The sequence below is a fragment of the Aliidiomarina quisquiliarum genome (assembly GCF_023922585.1).
Taxonomy (GTDB): domain Bacteria; phylum Pseudomonadota; class Gammaproteobacteria; order Enterobacterales; family Alteromonadaceae; genus Aliidiomarina; species Aliidiomarina quisquiliarum.
In genome coordinates this window covers 43079-58151 of sequence record NZ_JAMFTN010000028.1, presented here as the reverse complement: position 1 = coordinate 58151, position 15073 = coordinate 43079, and the positions used below count along the sequence as shown (strand labels likewise).

At 46.9% G+C, this 15073-nt stretch carries 18 protein-coding genes and 1 riboswitch; of the genes, 9 read left to right on the top strand and 9 right to left on the bottom strand.

Annotated features, from left to right (window positions below; translation table 11 throughout):
• Nucleotide 1: 1 nt before the first annotated feature.
• From moaE to moaA, 5 genes are all read right to left on the bottom strand, one after another.
• A complete protein-coding gene (gene moaE / locus M1L23_RS12330) occupies nucleotides 2-460 on the bottom strand; it encodes a molybdopterin synthase catalytic subunit MoaE (RefSeq protein ID WP_338021848.1) in 459 nt (152 codons plus the stop codon).
• A gap of 1 nt (nucleotide 461) precedes the next feature.
• Nucleotides 462-707, bottom strand: a complete 246-nt coding sequence (gene moaD, locus M1L23_RS12325) for a molybdopterin converting factor subunit 1 (RefSeq protein WP_252627740.1) — start codon at nucleotides 705-707, stop codon at nucleotides 462-464.
• Nucleotides 708-709: 2 nt separating this feature from the next.
• Nucleotides 710-1213: a cyclic pyranopterin monophosphate synthase MoaC gene (gene moaC, locus M1L23_RS12320; protein WP_252627739.1), complete on the bottom strand. Its 504-nt coding sequence runs from the start codon at nucleotides 1211-1213 to the stop codon at nucleotides 710-712.
• Nucleotides 1210-1794 (bottom strand): molybdenum cofactor guanylyltransferase, encoded by a 585-nt coding sequence (gene mobA / locus M1L23_RS12315; protein WP_252627738.1) that lies wholly within the window; start codon nucleotides 1792-1794, stop codon nucleotides 1210-1212. Before mobA ends, moaC begins: the two co-directional genes overlap by 4 nt.
• A gap of 4 nt (nucleotides 1795-1798) precedes the next feature.
• A complete protein-coding gene (gene moaA / locus M1L23_RS12310; protein WP_252627737.1) occupies nucleotides 1799-2770 on the bottom strand; it encodes a GTP 3',8-cyclase MoaA in 972 nt (323 codons plus the stop codon).
• A riboswitch (molybdenum cofactor riboswitch) is annotated at nucleotides 2760-2918 on the bottom strand. It overlaps the preceding gene by 11 nt.
• Nucleotides 2919-3069: 151 nt before the next feature.
• On the opposite strand from moaA, the gene M1L23_RS12305 reads away from it, so the two are divergent.
• The 3 genes from M1L23_RS12305 (at nucleotide 3070) to M1L23_RS12295 (ending at nucleotide 4391) form a co-directional block, all read left to right on the top strand.
• A complete protein-coding gene (locus M1L23_RS12305) occupies nucleotides 3070-3258 on the top strand; it encodes a hypothetical protein (RefSeq protein WP_252627736.1) in 189 nt (62 codons plus the stop codon).
• Nucleotides 3259-3380: 122 nt separating this feature from the next.
• Nucleotides 3381-4073, top strand: coding sequence for a TolC family protein (locus M1L23_RS12300; RefSeq protein WP_252627735.1), 693 nt, complete (start codon nucleotides 3381-3383; stop codon nucleotides 4071-4073).
• A gap of 9 nt (nucleotides 4074-4082) precedes the next feature.
• On the top strand, nucleotides 4083-4391 hold the full coding sequence (locus tag M1L23_RS12295) for a biotin/lipoyl-containing protein (protein ID WP_252627734.1): 309 nt from the start codon (nucleotides 4083-4085) through the stop codon (nucleotides 4389-4391).
• 99 nt (nucleotides 4392-4490) lie between these two features.
• Here the strand turns inward: M1L23_RS12295 and pckA are convergent, their stop codons facing one another.
• Entirely contained in the window at nucleotides 4491-6092 is a 1602-nt protein-coding gene (gene pckA / locus M1L23_RS12290) for a phosphoenolpyruvate carboxykinase (ATP) (RefSeq protein WP_252627733.1), read from the bottom strand.
• A gap of 170 nt (nucleotides 6093-6262) precedes the next feature.
• Nucleotides 6263-6760, bottom strand: coding sequence for a pantetheine-phosphate adenylyltransferase (gene coaD / locus M1L23_RS12285; RefSeq protein ID WP_252627732.1), 498 nt, complete (start codon nucleotides 6758-6760; stop codon nucleotides 6263-6265).
• A 276-nt stretch (nucleotides 6761-7036) separates the two neighbouring features.
• On the opposite strand from coaD, the gene M1L23_RS12280 reads away from it, so the two are divergent.
• Genes M1L23_RS12280 through M1L23_RS12265 form a run of 4 tightly spaced genes read left to right on the top strand, consistent with a single transcriptional unit; the run spans nucleotide 7037 to nucleotide 10452 of the window.
• Nucleotides 7037-8230 carry a glycine C-acetyltransferase gene (locus tag M1L23_RS12280; protein WP_252627731.1) on the top strand — a complete coding sequence of 398 codons (1194 nt, stop codon included), beginning with the start codon at nucleotides 7037-7039 and terminating at the stop codon, nucleotides 8228-8230.
• Between the two features lie 33 nt (nucleotides 8231-8263).
• Nucleotides 8264-9292, top strand: a complete 1029-nt coding sequence (tdh, locus tag M1L23_RS12275; protein ID WP_252627730.1) for an L-threonine 3-dehydrogenase — start codon at nucleotides 8264-8266, stop codon at nucleotides 9290-9292.
• 3 nt (nucleotides 9293-9295) lie between these two features.
• Nucleotides 9296-9640: a thiosulfate sulfurtransferase GlpE gene (glpE, locus tag M1L23_RS12270; RefSeq protein WP_252627729.1), complete on the top strand. Its 345-nt coding sequence runs from the start codon at nucleotides 9296-9298 to the stop codon at nucleotides 9638-9640.
• Nucleotides 9641-9648: 8 nt separating this feature from the next.
• Nucleotides 9649-10452 (top strand): rhomboid family intramembrane serine protease, encoded by an 804-nt coding sequence (locus tag M1L23_RS12265; RefSeq protein ID WP_252627728.1) that lies wholly within the window; start codon nucleotides 9649-9651, stop codon nucleotides 10450-10452.
• A gap of 19 nt (nucleotides 10453-10471) precedes the next feature.
• Here the strand turns inward: M1L23_RS12265 and M1L23_RS12260 are convergent, their stop codons facing one another.
• Complete coding sequence (locus M1L23_RS12260) at nucleotides 10472-10867, bottom strand: flagellar basal body-associated FliL family protein (protein ID WP_252627727.1); 396 nt, start codon at nucleotides 10865-10867, stop codon at nucleotides 10472-10474.
• A gap of 146 nt (nucleotides 10868-11013) precedes the next feature.
• On the opposite strand from M1L23_RS12260, the gene M1L23_RS12255 reads away from it, so the two are divergent.
• Both M1L23_RS12255 and ubiA read left to right on the top strand, forming a co-directional pair.
• Nucleotides 11014-11541, top strand: coding sequence for a chorismate--pyruvate lyase family protein (locus M1L23_RS12255; RefSeq protein WP_252627726.1), 528 nt, complete (start codon nucleotides 11014-11016; stop codon nucleotides 11539-11541).
• A 35-nt stretch (nucleotides 11542-11576) separates the two neighbouring features.
• Complete coding sequence (ubiA, locus tag M1L23_RS12250) at nucleotides 11577-12452, top strand: 4-hydroxybenzoate octaprenyltransferase (RefSeq protein WP_252627725.1); 876 nt, start codon at nucleotides 11577-11579, stop codon at nucleotides 12450-12452.
• A gap of 10 nt (nucleotides 12453-12462) precedes the next feature.
• Here the strand turns inward: ubiA and plsB are convergent, their stop codons facing one another.
• Complete coding sequence (gene plsB / locus M1L23_RS12245) at nucleotides 12463-14919, bottom strand: glycerol-3-phosphate 1-O-acyltransferase PlsB (protein WP_252627724.1); 2457 nt, start codon at nucleotides 14917-14919, stop codon at nucleotides 12463-12465.
• Nucleotides 14920-15073 lie beyond the last annotated feature (154 nt).

Genomic DNA, 15073 nt, shown 5'->3' with positions numbered 1-15073 from the left:
GTTATTCCTTACTGGACTGCCAACGCGACGCTGCAGTTTGATCGCTGTCTTTTGCTGCCACCCAGCTGGTACCTGCGCTGGTATGCTCTTTTTTCCAAAATGGCGCCCGGGTTTTTAAGTAATCCATTAAAAACTCAGCGGCGGCGAAAGCCTGCTTTCGATGCCCGCTAGCCACGCCAACAAACACTATATTTTCATTCAAGCCTAGAATACCAATGCGGTGAATGATAATAATTTTACCCAACGGCCAGCGGGCCATTGCTTGCTGGCCAATATCGTTTAAGGCTCGTTCGGTCATGCCTGGGTAATGCTCTAGGGTAAGGTGCGTTAATTCGGTGTCGACCACCTCGCGCACAAGCCCTGTAAAGGTAACCACTGCCCCATTGGCAGGGCTTTGGCTAAGCTCGTGATACAGCTCGGCCATATTGAAGTTATGCTCTTGTACCGCTACACGAATCACGTTAACCACCTGTTACAGGCGGGAAAAAAGCAAGTTCGTCGCCCTTTTGTACTGTCGCGTCGAAATCAACAAAGCTTTGGTTCACCGCTGCTAGTAATTCTTGGTTATCTAAAGTGTTGCGCCATTCTTGCGAGCGCGACTTTAACTGTTCTAGCACCTTAGCTACTGTGGTTGGCTCGTTTTGTTCGAGCACCAATTCAGCACAGCCAAGGCGTTCCCGTAACAAGGCAAAAAATAACACTTTCATCGTTAACTCTCCTTTAATTGTGCTACATCTAGGCGTAGCCAGTGACCACTTTTACCACCAATTTTTTCTAACAATTTAATATCATCAATAACCATAGTTGGATCAACAGCCTTACACATGTCGTAAATAGTAAGTGCGGCCACGCTTGCTGCCGTTAAGGCTTCCATTTCTACGCCAGTTTTTCCTTCTACCACGCAGCGGGCTTGAATAAAAATAACCCCCTGTTCATGATCAAGTTCAAACTCAACGGCTACTTTGCTTAACGCCAACGGGTGGCATAAGGGTATTAATTCACTGGTTTTTTTAGCTGCCATAATGCCCGCTATACGTGCGGTTGCTAGCACATCACCTTTTTTGGCACTTGCTTGTTCAAGTAAGTCGAGCACTTTTATTTGCATCGACACCCGCGCTCCGGCCACTGCTTCTCTGGTAGTAACAGACTTATTACTAATATCGACCATATGCGCCGCACCGCGGCTGTCTAAGTGGGTTAGTTGGTTACTCATTGTCCATATCCTTGTATAAACTGTTGCCAGTCGGCGGGCGTATTGGTGTTCATAAAGTAGCGGGCCGACGACTGTGGCAAAGCAATTTCTTGTGCCTGTAGGTGCGCCAGTAAGCCACGAATAGAGCGGCGGGCGTTGGCGTCGTTTAGTTGCTGCTCGAGGTAGTCGGTAATAGCCTCATTCACTGGTAACACGCAGGGTAATTCATAGTTTTGATAATACACAGCTTGGCCCACCCCTACCGAGGCTATTAATGTGGTTAAATAATGGGGAGCTAGCGCGGGCATATCCACCGGCATAATAAGCGCTTGCTGATAACGACAAGCGCTTAAACAGCTTAACAAACCCGCTAAAGGACCCTGATTTGGGGTGCGATCTGGAATGATTTGGTAACGGCGCAAATGCTCGGGTACCGCTGCAGGCGAACGGCTAATAATAATTTCATTGGCGCCAGCTAATTCCGCCTGATGCACCATATAGGTTAGCAAGTCGACCTGCGTAGGTGCTATTAATTGAGCCTTATCGGTACCCATGCGCGACGACTGCCCACCGGCCAAGATAATGCAGCTAAAAGGCCTCATAGGCTTAGCCTCCTATCATGGCCAAATGGCGGGTAGAACCAGTAAATTCTTCGTGTAAGTAATGGCTTTCAGCCTTACCTTGCAACACTTGTTGTAAGTGTTCAATTAAAGCTTCTGGGTTGTCGGCTTGTAGGTAACTACGAAAATCGTTGTGCTGCTCGGCGAATAAACACATAAATAACTGCCCACGGCTGGAAACCCGCAGGCGGTTACAGTCGTCGCAGAAGTCTTTGCTATAAGGCATAATTAGCCCCATGCGGCCGGCGTAGTCGGGGTGGCTAAATTCTTGCGCTGGGCCAGCCGTAATTGGCCGAATGGTTTGTTGCCAGCCATTATCAAGTAGGTGTTCTTTTACCGACTGGCCACTGACATGGTTGCGTTTGTAATAGGCACGGTTGTCGCCGGTTTGCATTAGTTCAATAAAGCGCAACGCCACATTACGGTCGCGAAGGTATTCCAAAAACTCAGGCAGTTCGCTGGCATTATAGTCGCGTAACAGCACCGCATTAATTTTTACACTTTTTAGGCCCCGTTCAACAGCTTTGTCGATACCCCGTAAAATACTCGGTAAGCGGCTGTCGCCAGTAATCATTTGAAACGTGCCTTCATTTAAACTATCGGCACTCACGTTAACGGCATCGAGCCCTGCTTCCATCCATTCGTCGAGGTCGCGTTCTAAACGATACCCATTGGTAGTTAAAGCCACTTGTTCAATACCCGGCACCGATTTACAGGTACGAATAATTTCCGTTAGGTCTTTACGTAGTGAAGGCTCGCCACCGGTAATGCGTACTTTTTTAGTGCCCGCCATGGCAAAAGCAGTAACCACGCGGCGAATTTCCGGCAGTGTAAGCTCATGTTTGCGGGTGGTACAGTCGGGGCCGTTAGGTAGGCAATAGTTACAACGGAAGTTACAACTTTCAGTAATAGACAATCGTAAATAGTTGAAACGACGAGAATACTTGTCGATAAGCATAAACACACCTTTCCATTGTCGGGAGGTGGGCTCGTTTCCAAACGCACCTTGGTGGCGGAATTGCCACGGCGGTCTGTCCGTGCCTTAATGTTTGTGCAAAATATTAGTACTAAGGGTTAGGCGCAGCCGCTCGGCGGATGTCTGTAGACTACGTGCTTCACGGACATTTGTTTATTGCCATGAATGGGGGTAGCACCTACCCCACTATAGGTAGCCAGCTGTTCTGTATAGTTGCATTCTACTACCTTTCTCACATAGAGTTAAACTCAAGGTTGCTTAAAATAAGACTGTTATTGGTTATGCTGCGTACGTATGTTTTTACTTTTTTAGCGCTTAGCTATACCGCAACTTGCGCCAGCGCAGAAGAATTAAGCTTTAGTAAAGCCGAGCACTACCTAGGCTCGATCAGATCGGTGCAAGCACAACAAGCCGACATAGACGCTTGGAGCGCACAACAACAAGCATTGCAAAGCCTTAATATTCCTTAACTTAGCCTTACGGTTGCAGGCCTTGCTTATCATAAGCATGTAGCCTTTGAACCGCCTATTTTACCCCAGCCCACCGTGAAGCCATTCAGGCTAGCCGCCAACTCACAGATATTCAGTCTGCCTTGCAAAGCTTTTTACAATTACCCGGCCCTGCGTGTTTAAGCACGCCATTACCTCGGCCTGTGCCCTTGCAACAAAACTCGGCGTGGTTCGTTGCCCAAGCCAAAGCAAACAACCCAGTGTTTTTACAGCTTTTGGCAAAAGACCAGCAAATAAAACAACAACTGCGTATTGAACAAGGCAAGCGGCTGCCTGAGGTGTTTATGGTGGGTAGCTATGACTTGAACCGGTCGGCCACCCCCTTAACCGAGCCCGACTGGAGTATTGGCTTGGGTATTCGTTATCACTTCACTACGGCAGTTAATCGCAGCTCAAGCATGGATGTAGTTCGCAGCAGGCAGCAACAACTAGCGTTTCACCAAGCACAAGCGCAGGCCGATATTGAGTTAGCCGTGCAAAGTAGTTATCGAGCGGTAATGCAATATTTAGAACAGTTTGAATTACTCGAGCAAGACTTAGAGCTTGCCCGCGAGCATGCGCGCATGCAGCGTCATGGCTTTGAAGAAGGTATGGCAACGTCGCTAGATGTAACCGACGCTAGGCTAAAACTAACGGCGGCTGAAATTGAATCATTACAAGCGGCATTTCAATATATTAGTGCTTTGGCCCAACTTGCCCAATATACCGGCCAACCCGAGCTACTTTCTCAGTGGCTACCTTCATTGTTGCACGAGCAGCAATGTGGTTTTCTTTAAGGATTGATCATGCTAACGAACAAAAAAATAGCGTTAACGGCTGCCTTTATATGTGTACTTGCCATTTTTATAGCCATTGTTTGGTGGCTTTGGCCGCAACCCCATGCGGAGCTTTTACATGGCGAGGTGGAAGTGCGTGAAATTCGTCTAGCCAGTAAGGTAGCCGGCCGTGTGAGCGCTCTTTACGTTCAGGAAGGCGATAAAGTGCAAGCGGGGCAATTGCTATTCGAGTTAGCTAGCCCTGAATTGAACGCGAAACTTGCCCTTACCTTCACTTTAATGGCCCTTGGGTTGTGGTTTTATCGCCATAAAAGCTAAGCTTTTACGACCAATAAAAAACGCCGCGCTTTAAGGCGGCGTTTTTAAATTACTTCCAGACAATACGTACGGCATTAAGAGCGTACGGCAGTGCCGTACCTACAGCGTTGGGCCTGCTGACACTAGGCGTTTGCCTTCTTCGTTGTCGGTAAACTTCTCAAAGTTGTTAATGAATAGCTCAGCTAAGTTCTGCGCTTTGCTGTCCCACTCATTCACGTCTGCATAAGTTTTGCGCGGGTCGAGAATGCTGCTGTCTTCTACACCTGGTAATTCCGTTGGCATGGCTACGTTGAAGTAAGGTAATTCAACGAATTCTGCGTTTTCAATGCTGCCGTCTAAAATCGAGTCGATAATAGCGCGGGTGGCTTGAATTGAAATACGTTTACCAGTGCCGTTCCAGCCGGTGTTCACTAGGTAAGCTTCGGCGCCTGAATCAGTCATACGCTTGGCTAGCACTTCTGCATACTGTGTTGGATGTAAGCTTAAGAAAGCCGCACCAAAACAAGCCGAGAAAGTAGGCGTAGGTTCAGTTATACCACGCTCGGTACCCGCTAATTTAGCCGTAAAGCCCGAAAGGAAATGGTATTCCGCTTGGTCTTTGGTTAATTTTGAAACCGGTGGTAATACACCAAACGCATCTGCCGTTAAGAAAATAACTTTTTTCGCATGGCCTGCTTTCGACACGGGCTTAACAATATTGTCGATATGGTAGATAGGGTAGGAAACACGGGTGTTTTCGGTTTTCGAGTTATCGTCATAGTCAACGGTACCATCGGCTCTCACAGTAACGTTTTCTAACAGTGCGTCGCGACGAATTGCACGGTAAATGTCTGGCTCGGCTTCTTCAGAAAGGTTAATGGTTTTCGCGTAACAACCGCCTTCGAAGTTAAATACGCCATCGTCGTCCCAACCATGCTCGTCGTCACCAATAAGCTGACGCTTAGGGTCTGTCGACAACGTGGTTTTACCAGTGCCCGATAAACCAAAGAATACGGCCACGTCGCCTTTTTCACCTACGTTTGCTGAACAGTGCATGGAAGCAATGCCTTGTAGCGGTAGGTAGTAGTTCATCATTGAGAACAAGCCTTTTTTCATCTCACCGCCGTACCAAGTACCGCCAATAAGTTGAATACGCTCAGTTAAGTTGAACGCTACAAAGTTCTCAGAATTTAAGCCCTGCTTTGCAAAGTCTGGGTTGGTGCACTTAGCACCATTCATAACAATAAAGTCGGGCTCGAAGTTTTCTAGTTCGGCGTCGGAAGGACGAATAAACATGTTCTTCACGAAATGTGCCTGCCAAGCTACTTCCGTAATGAAGCGAACAGCTAAACGGGTGTTTTCGTTCGCGCCACAAAAAGCGTCAACTACGTATAAAGGTTTGTTTGACAACTGCTCGGTTACCAGGCCTTTTAAATGAGCCCACACTTCGCCATCAATTGGCTTGTTGTCGTTCTGACCTTGATCAGACCACCAAATAGTATCGCGAGTAACATCGTCGCGTACAATGTACTTATCTTTTGGCGAGCGGCCAGTGAAAATACCAGTGTCTACTGCCACTGCACCACTGCTAGTTACCTGGCCCTTGTCGAAGCCGGTAAGATCATCACGAGTTTCTTGTTCAAAAAGGAAATCGTAAGACGGATTGTAATAAATTTCGGTGACGTCTGTAATGCCATACTGGCTCAGATCCAGGTCAGCCATACTAAGACTCCTGCGGGTCGGGTTTATCGTCGAAGAAAAGAGACATCGCTAATTTACTTCTAATTTAGAATTAAATTAGCAAAATCTCATCAGAATTAGGGCCGCATCATACCTTTTCAGCAACAAAAAAGATAGGATGAAAATTGGGCAGGCTCTTTTCCTGCCGCTGCTTACTTGCCTGCCCGACGCCTATCACTGGCTTGTTGTAATGCTTTTGCAACAATAGGTGCGGTAAATTGCGACACGTCGCCCTTATGTAAGGCGACTTCTTTTACTATGGTTGAAGATATAAACGAGTTTTCTTCAGACGGTGTTAAAAATACACTTTCTAACTCTTTATTTAAACGTCGATTCATATTCGCCAATTGAAATTCATATTCAAAGTCAGCCACTGCCCGTAAGCCACGAATAAGTATTCTTGCTTCGTGTTCGCGGGCTAAGTCGGCAAGCAAGCCACTAAAACCAACCACCCGAACATTGCCTAAATGCGCTACCACCTGTTCTACCAAGGCTACCCGCTCTGCTAAGGAAAACAGCGGCTGTTTACTGGTGTTTTCCGCAATGGCAACAATAACTTCATTAAAAAGTTTTGCCGCGCGTTCAATTAAGTCTTCGTGGCCATTAGTAATTGGATCGAAGGTGCCTGGGTATATTGCTCGTGTATACATGGTTGTCCTCTGTGCGCTTGGTTAGCTGTGCACCTGTTGAATGTAAGCAACATTGATTCTAGCAGTGTTTTAAGCCATTGCAGTTGCCATTCTTGTGCTATGTATAGCAAGCTTAACTGATTCGCTCGCATTACGCTCAATTAGCAACATGGTGCCCGTGTGTGCGAGAATAGCCTATATTACGACGAAGCAGACCAGTTTTCTGGTGCTATACGTCGCTTACCTGCGTAAAATGATGCGCTAACAACATGAGTTTTATGTGCCAAGGAGTTTGCAATGAAAAACGCTTTCTATCAGCAACTACGTGACCAAATTGAAGACGTGAAGGCCGAAGGGCTATACAAAAACGAACGTTACATTACTTCGTCGCAAAGCGCTGAAATAGACGTAAACGGTGAGAACGTACTGAACTTTTGTGCCAATAACTACCTTGGCTTAGCCAACCACCCCGACCTTATTGCCGCAGCAAAAGCCGGCTTAGACAGCCACGGCTTTGGGGTGGCTTCAGTGCGTTTTATTTGCGGCACCCAAGACATTCACAAAACCTTAGAAACTAAGCTTACAGAGTTTTTAGGTACCGAAGACACTATTTTATATTCCTCGTGCTTCGACGCTAACGTAGGTTTGTTTGAAACCTTACTTGGCCCAGAAGACGCCGTGATTAGTGACGAGCTAAACCACGCCAGTATTATTGACGGTGTGCGCCTGTGTAAAGCCAAACGTTATCGTTATAAAAACAACAACACTGCCGACCTTGAAAAGCAGCTTATTCAGGCCGACGCCGATGGTGTGCGCCACAAACTTATCGTAACCGATGGCGTGTTTTCCATGGACGGTATTATTGCCGACTTACCCGGCATTTGTGACCTAGCCGATAAGTACAATGCCCTAGTAATGATTGACGATTCCCACGCCGTTGGTTTTGTTGGTAAAAAAGGCCGCGGCACCCATGAATTTCATAATGTAATGGACCGCATTGATATTATTACCGGTACTTTAGGTAAAGCCCTTGGCGGTGCTTCGGGTGGTTTTACTTCCGGGCGTAAAGAATTAGTGGAATGGTTACGCCAACGTTCACGCCCTTATTTGTTCTCTAACTCGCTGGCTCCAACCATCGTGGCCACTAGCATTAGTGTGTTAGAAAAGCTAAGCAACGGTGACGATTTACGTGAAAAACTAACGGCCAACAGTATTTATTTTCGTGAGCGTATGACCGCCGCTGGCTTTACCTTAGCAGGTGCCGACCATGCCATTATTCCGGTAATGTTAGGCGACGCACAACTGGCAGCAGACATGTCTGAACGGTTGTTAGAAGAAGGCATTTATGTGGTTGGCTTTTCTTTCCCAGTGGTGCCTAAAGGCCAAGCCCGTATTCGTACGCAAATGTCGGCTGCACATACTCGCGAGCAACTGGACCAAGCCATTGACGCCTTTATTCGCGTTGGTCGTGAACTCGGCGTTATTGCATAACGCCGCCTGTTATTAATTAAACTGAGGTCTGCCATGAAAGTTTTAGCCAAATTAAAAGCCGAACCTGGCCTTTGGATGTCTGAAGCAGAAAAGCCCGAATACGGCTATAACGACCTGCTTATAAAAATTAAGAAAACGGCAATATGTGGCACCGACGTGCATATCTATAAGTGGGACGACTGGTCGCAAAAAACCATTCCACTGGGCATGACCGTAGGCCATGAATATGTAGGCGTTATTGAAGCTATGGGCGAAGGCGTACGCGGCTTTGCTATTAATGACCGGGTGTCCGGCGAAGGCCATATTACCTGTGGCCATTGCCGCAACTGTCGTGCTGGCCGTCGTCATTTGTGCCGCAATACCGTTGGTGTTGGCGTAAATCGCGCTGGTGCCTTTGCTGAATACTTAGTTATTCCTGCCGACAACGCATTTAAATTGCCTGACGAAATTTCCGACGACTTAGCGGCCATTTTCGATCCCTTTGGTAATGCAGTGCATACCGCACTTAGTTTTGACTTAGTGGGTGAAGACGTACTTATTACCGGTGCGGGCCCAATTGGCATTATGGCAGCTGCTGTGGCTCGCCATTGTGGTGCGCGCCATGTAGTTATTACCGACATTAACGACTATCGCCTTGAGTTAGCTGAAAAAATGGGCGCCACCCGAGCGGTGAACACCAGTACCACTAGCCTTAAAAACGTAATGCACGAGCTGGGCATGAAAGAAGGCTTCGACGTGGGCATGGAAATGTCGGGGGTACCGGTTGCATTCAACCAAATGCTCGATACCATGAACCATGGTGGTAAAATTGCTATGTTGGGTATTCCACCTGAAAACATGGCTGTTGACTGGAACCAAGTTATTTTCAAAGGCCTTGTTATTAAAGGGGTTTATGGTCGTGAAATGTTTGAAACCTGGTATAAAATGAGCTCGTTAATTCAAAGTGGTTTAGACCTTTCACCAATGATTACCCACCATTTTCCTGTTGACCAATTTGAAATAGGCTTTCAAACCATGCTGTCGGGTCAATCAGGTAAAGTTATTCTCGACTGGGATGTATAAGTTATGAGCAAATGCCAAGAAATGAACGTACACGACGCCCATGCCCGCCTTAACGCCGGTAACTGTGCGGTGGCCGATATACGCGATGCACAGTCTTATCAGCAAGGCCATATTGCTGGGGCGGTAAATATTAATAATGACAACTTAGCTGACTTTATTAATGCAAACACAGACAAAAGCGTATTAGTGGTGTGTTACCACGGTGTAAGTAGCCAACGTGCTGCCCAATACATGCTGGAACAAGGTGTTGGGGAAGCTTTTAGCCTTAGTGGCGGCATGACTGCTTGGTCTGAAGCCCATGGTGACAAACTTATTGTCGGCACCAACACCGGCAGTAACAAGGCTTAATTAGCAATATGAAAAAGCTTGCTAGCGCGGTATCGGAAGACAAAATAAAGCCTATCTACATTATGTTGCATAGTTATGGCGTGCCTGTTTCTGTTACCCGCGAAGGTGAGCGCTTTCACTTATGGTTACTGCAGCCTGCGTTTGAAGCTCATGCCCGGGAGCTTATGCAACAATTTGCTGAGCACCCGGAGCGCTTCAATACCGCTAACGAGATAGAAACTTCGGTGTTAGCGCCCTTGTGGCGCACGCTAGCTAAGCAAGCGGGTCCGGTTACTTTTATAATTGCTTTTATTGTTCTGGCCGTGGGGCTGTTGCAGCAATTAAGTTCTGAAGCCACTCTAAAGTACTTGTTAATAGCCCACCCAAATTTTCAGCACCTTAATATGTCGGAGCCTTGGCGCATTATTACCCCAGCCTTCTTGCACTTTTCTGCCACTCATTTAGTGTTTAATTTGTTTTGGTGGTGGTATTTAGGCGGTCGTATTGAATTGTACCTTGGCTCGAAAATGCTTATTGGGCTGTTTTTTGTAACCGGCATTGCGGCCAATATTACTCAGTTTTATTGGCAGGGCCCGTTATTTGGTGGGCTGTCGGGCGTGGTTTATGGCCTGCTTGGTTTTGCCATGGTTATGAGCGCTAAACGCGGGGGGCCGTTGTGGTTACCGCCTATGCTATTGGTTTTTATGGTGGGCTGGTTGCTACTTGGTTATACCAATGCGTTACCGGTAAATATGGCCAACGACGCCCATTTAGCCGGCTTAATCAGCGGCATAATTGCTGGGGCCTTTGTTCGTTTCGGGCTACAAAAATAATAACTCGTTAAGTAATAAATTACTGATAGAGATACTTAGTAAAAATAAGATCGCGCACCAGGTCTACCCCTGTTTCTTTGCGGATTAATTCTCGGGCTGCTTCTAAACAAGCCACACGAATTTCCTCACGCCCATTTAACGACCGTATTCGCCCTTCTGTTTCGGTGCTTAAAATGCGAATGAAAGCGTCGCGTAAGAGTGCTTGATGGTATTCAATTATTTTCAAGTCGGCTGTGGTTGGCACCATTACTTCAATGGCTACTCGAATATAGCCAAGGCTGCGCTGGTCGCCGCTACGAATATAGTTGGTGGTAATGTCTGGCTCGAAACCATAGTAGGCCTGCCCTTGAGCGTGAACTGCCGAACTTCCCATTAAGGCCACTGCAGCAAATAAAACAAACATAAAAACGCGCATAATAATTTCCGAATTGAGTCAATAAAAGCTTAAGCTTAAAGCCTTCTTTATAGCTACGCTTAAGTTATCGGCAAACAACAACACTACTGAAGCTTGCAACGAACTACGGTAACATACAGCAAAATAAACACTTGAATAGACATATTATGACACCAAATTGGCAAGAGCCGAAGTTAGCTAACCCTTCTGTACTCACCGACTGGCTATTAGACCCTGGCTCGCTTACTGCTAAGCTTAAAGCAATTAGCCCAGATTTTCGTGTAGAAGTACTGTTTCAGCACCAGCTGCCGTGCCAACCGCACGAAGCTGAATTTTTAGGCATTAGTCCAAGCGCCGACACCTTGGTGCGCGAAGTATTGCTACACTGCAACAATAGGCCGTGGGTTTATGCGCGGTCTATTCTACCATTGGCGGCTTTAAGTAACACAGATCAAGCTTTAGCAAAAATGGGCACCAACCCGCTGGGCGAACAATTGTTTTCGCGGCCTGACATTACACCTGGGCGTATTCAAATTGCTAGTTTTTCGGCAGACACCAAGCCCGGCCAATTAAATAGCCAGTATTACAACACACAAACCACATTATGGGGCCGTCGGCGTATGTTTCATTTACAGCATGGCGCAATTTCGGTGGCAGAAGTATTCCTTTCTCCCACCCCTTGCTATGCTAAATAATGTATTCGTTGGTTATCAAATAAGGACACCAAAACATGACACGATTTGAAGCCTACCGGGCGCTTATGCGTACCGACAACCCTATTGGTACTTGGTTATTGGCCTGGCCTACTTTTTGGGCATTACTTATTGCTGCCAATGGCGACCCTTCAATTCGATTGGTGGTTATTTTTGCCGCAGGGGTATTTTTAATGCGCTCGGCCGGCTGTGTTATTAATGACTTTGCCGACCGCCATATTGACGGTCATGTTAGCCGTACTAAAAATAGGCCTCTAGCCACCGGTAAAGTAACCGCAACGGAAGCTATTCTATTATTTTTTGTTTTAGTAACACTAGCGTTTTTACTGGTGTTAACACTCAATCGGCTTACCCTTATTCTTTCCTTTGTTGCCCTAGGCGTAGCCGTACTTTATCCATTCACCAAGCGCTGGACCCATGGCCCGCAATTTGTTTTAGGCGTTGCTTTTAGTATGGCAATTCCCATGGCTTTTGCTGCCGCAACCAATAGCCTGCCATTTATTTGCTGGGTGCTTTTTGCTGCCAATATAGCTTGGACCGTTGCCTATGATACGGAATACGCCATGGTGGATCGAGCCGATGACCTTGCTGCCGGCATAAAGTCGACAGCGGTTATTACGGGCCGTTTTGATGTGTTATTTATTGCGGGTTTTCAGCTTATTGCTGTGGCGCTATTGGCTTGGGTAGGGCACTTTATTAACGCTACCATTTTTTACTGGGTTGGCTTAGCTGCCATGGCTGTTATGTTTATTTGGCAGTGGCTGCTTATTCGTAAACGCGACCCCAAACAATGTTTTATTGCTTTTCAACAAAACCATTACGCCGGCATGGTCTTTGCCATTGGGCTCGCGTTACATTACTGGCTGCCTATGCCGTTTGGTGCCTCGGTATAGGCCTTATATCCTAGGGTTGTGTTTGCTCCTTTAACAGGCGCTGTACTGAGTCGCGAATGGTCATTTGAATAGCGCTTCCAAGTAATATGTCTACTTCGCTGCTAAAACGGTCGGTGCGCTCGTCGGTAACAAAAGCACCTTGCTCGGTAACCGAAATATAACCTTCGTGTTTAAGCACCCCCACCAACACGCTGAATATTTTTTTATCGTAGAATTCGGGCGCGTCGATACCATGGCGCGCACCTAAGCGAATTGCTACCAGTTCACTATAGCGCTCGAGTTCATTGCGCGACAAGCTGGCCGACTGCTCTAATAACTCTAGCACCACCCCGTAGCGAGCTAAGGTTTCACCGGCGGCATTAGCTAACAACACCAGCTGTACATAGGCTTTGCTGTCGCGCGGCGCTATGCCAAAACCATTGTCGCTCGTTACAAACCAACCTAAACGCACAAACTCTTCACACAAGGCAGCAACATATACACCAATGTCTTCTAGCTCGTGGCCTAAAAACATTTCGGCTTGAATAACTGGGTACATTTGCTCTACAAACGCGATCACTTCAGAGCTGGTAAAGTTTCTATGGCCGCGACCATAACGGGCCACTAAAGCTGGAATAATAAAGGCGTGCAAAATATTATTGCGGTAATAGGTCATGCTTAAAGCTTGCGTGTGCTCTAGGCTAACCACTGCGCCAGTGCTGTCTTCTTGCACTTTAAACTTGCCCATTGAAACCGCATGCTGCCAATAGGCTTCTGCGCTAAAGCTGCCTTCTGGTAAGTGTAAATTGCGGCTAAAGGGCACCTCTTTTTGCAGCTGCATGTAAGCTCCCACCTGAGCAACCAATTCGTCTTTGGTAAGCGTTTCTCGTTCCGCACTTAACAAGCACAGGGCCGTTAGGTTAATACTATTCACCGCTGCACCGTCGTTAATTCGGCGCATTAATAACTCTGCTAATTGGTTTACTGCTGGGGTTAACCAACGTGGCCGAGCGGGTTCTTCTGTACCGGAAGTTACCGACTCGCGCCAGTTCGGGGCAGAATTATCAAGGTAGTCTGATAAACGTACTGGCTGGCCAAAAGTAACAAAGCCTGTACCAAAATTACGTAACTTACGTAGTATGCCGAACACTTGGAACAAGGACTCTTTTTCTTTGTTTTTACCGCGCAGTTCACTGTGGTACGTGTTTACTTCCATTACGTGCTCGTAGCCCACATAAACTGGCACTAAACTAATAGGCCGATTTATGCCCCGTAGCTGCCCTTGCAAGGTCATGGCTAGCATACCGGTTTTAGGCGGTAGCAAACGCCCGGTTCGGCTTCGGCCACCTTCCATAAAGTATTCTATGGCGTAGCCTTTTTGAAATAAGCGGCCTAAATATTCACGAAATACCACGCCATATAATTTATTGCCGCGGAAACTACGGCGAATAAAAAACGCACCACCACGGCGGAAAATAGGCCCCATGGGGAAGAAGTTTAGGTTAACACCCGCTGCAATATGTGGAGGTACCAAGCCTTCTTTATAAATAACGTAGCTCAACAAAATATAGTCCATATGGCTGCGATGACATGGCACATAAATTATTTCATGCCCTTGTTGAGCAAGCTTACGCACTTCTTCGCTATTTTTAACTGAAATGCCTCGGTAAATTTTGGTCCATAGCCAGCTTAAAAAGCGATCGCCCAAGCGGATTAAACTGTCGCGGTAGTCGGCGGCAATTTCTTGTAAATAGTCGCGCGCCACTTGTTCAGCTTTGGCTTCGCTAATACGCTTCGACTTAGCTTCTTCGGCAATGGCTTTGCGTACCGCTGGCAAACGTAATAACTCAGTAATAATTTCTTGCCGGCCACTTAATTTAGGCCCCGCTACAGCATAACGTAAACGGGCAAAGTGGGTGCGAGCCACACGGCGCAGTTTATAGGCCAAGTCGCTGCCAGTGCGTTCGCTGTCGGCCATGGTGCGCAAACTAACGGGTTGTGAAATTCGTACTAAAATGTCGCGCCCTGAAAACAGTACAAGTAAAAACTTTTTCCACTTTCCAGGTACTTCAATGTCGGCCACCATAGTGCGACCGTCGCGGTGATCTTTGCCGGGCTCACGGCCCCAGAACAAGGCTACTGGGTGCATAACCACATTCAAAGAATTGTCGACTTGGTGCAAGTTTAATAATTCGGTAAATGGTTCTATAGGGTCATATTCCAAACGCTTGCGTACGTCTTCCACATACAACACACGAGGAAACTCTTTACCATTCACAAAAAAGGTTGAGGTTGGGTCGGGTAAATTAAGCTGCCCTGCAGCCCGCTGAGTTATTAATAAGTCGGTGGCTGAAGGACTACGCATAACGTACACCACATGATCAGGTGCCGACGCTTGAGTGTCATGCTCATCAGCTATCGCCTTAAAGCGCGTAACCCAACGTAATGGCCAACGTAATAAGTAATAAATCCAAGATGTATTATTCATGCATAGTCCAAGTTGTTGTTGCAGCCGTGGTGGTAAAATACGCCTAGCAGGTACAGGTATATTGTAGACGATGATACCACTTCATTGGTTCCTTGTGTTATGGCCATAAGCAACACTATTTTGTGTTTTTATTAAACAGTTCCTTGCACAGTGC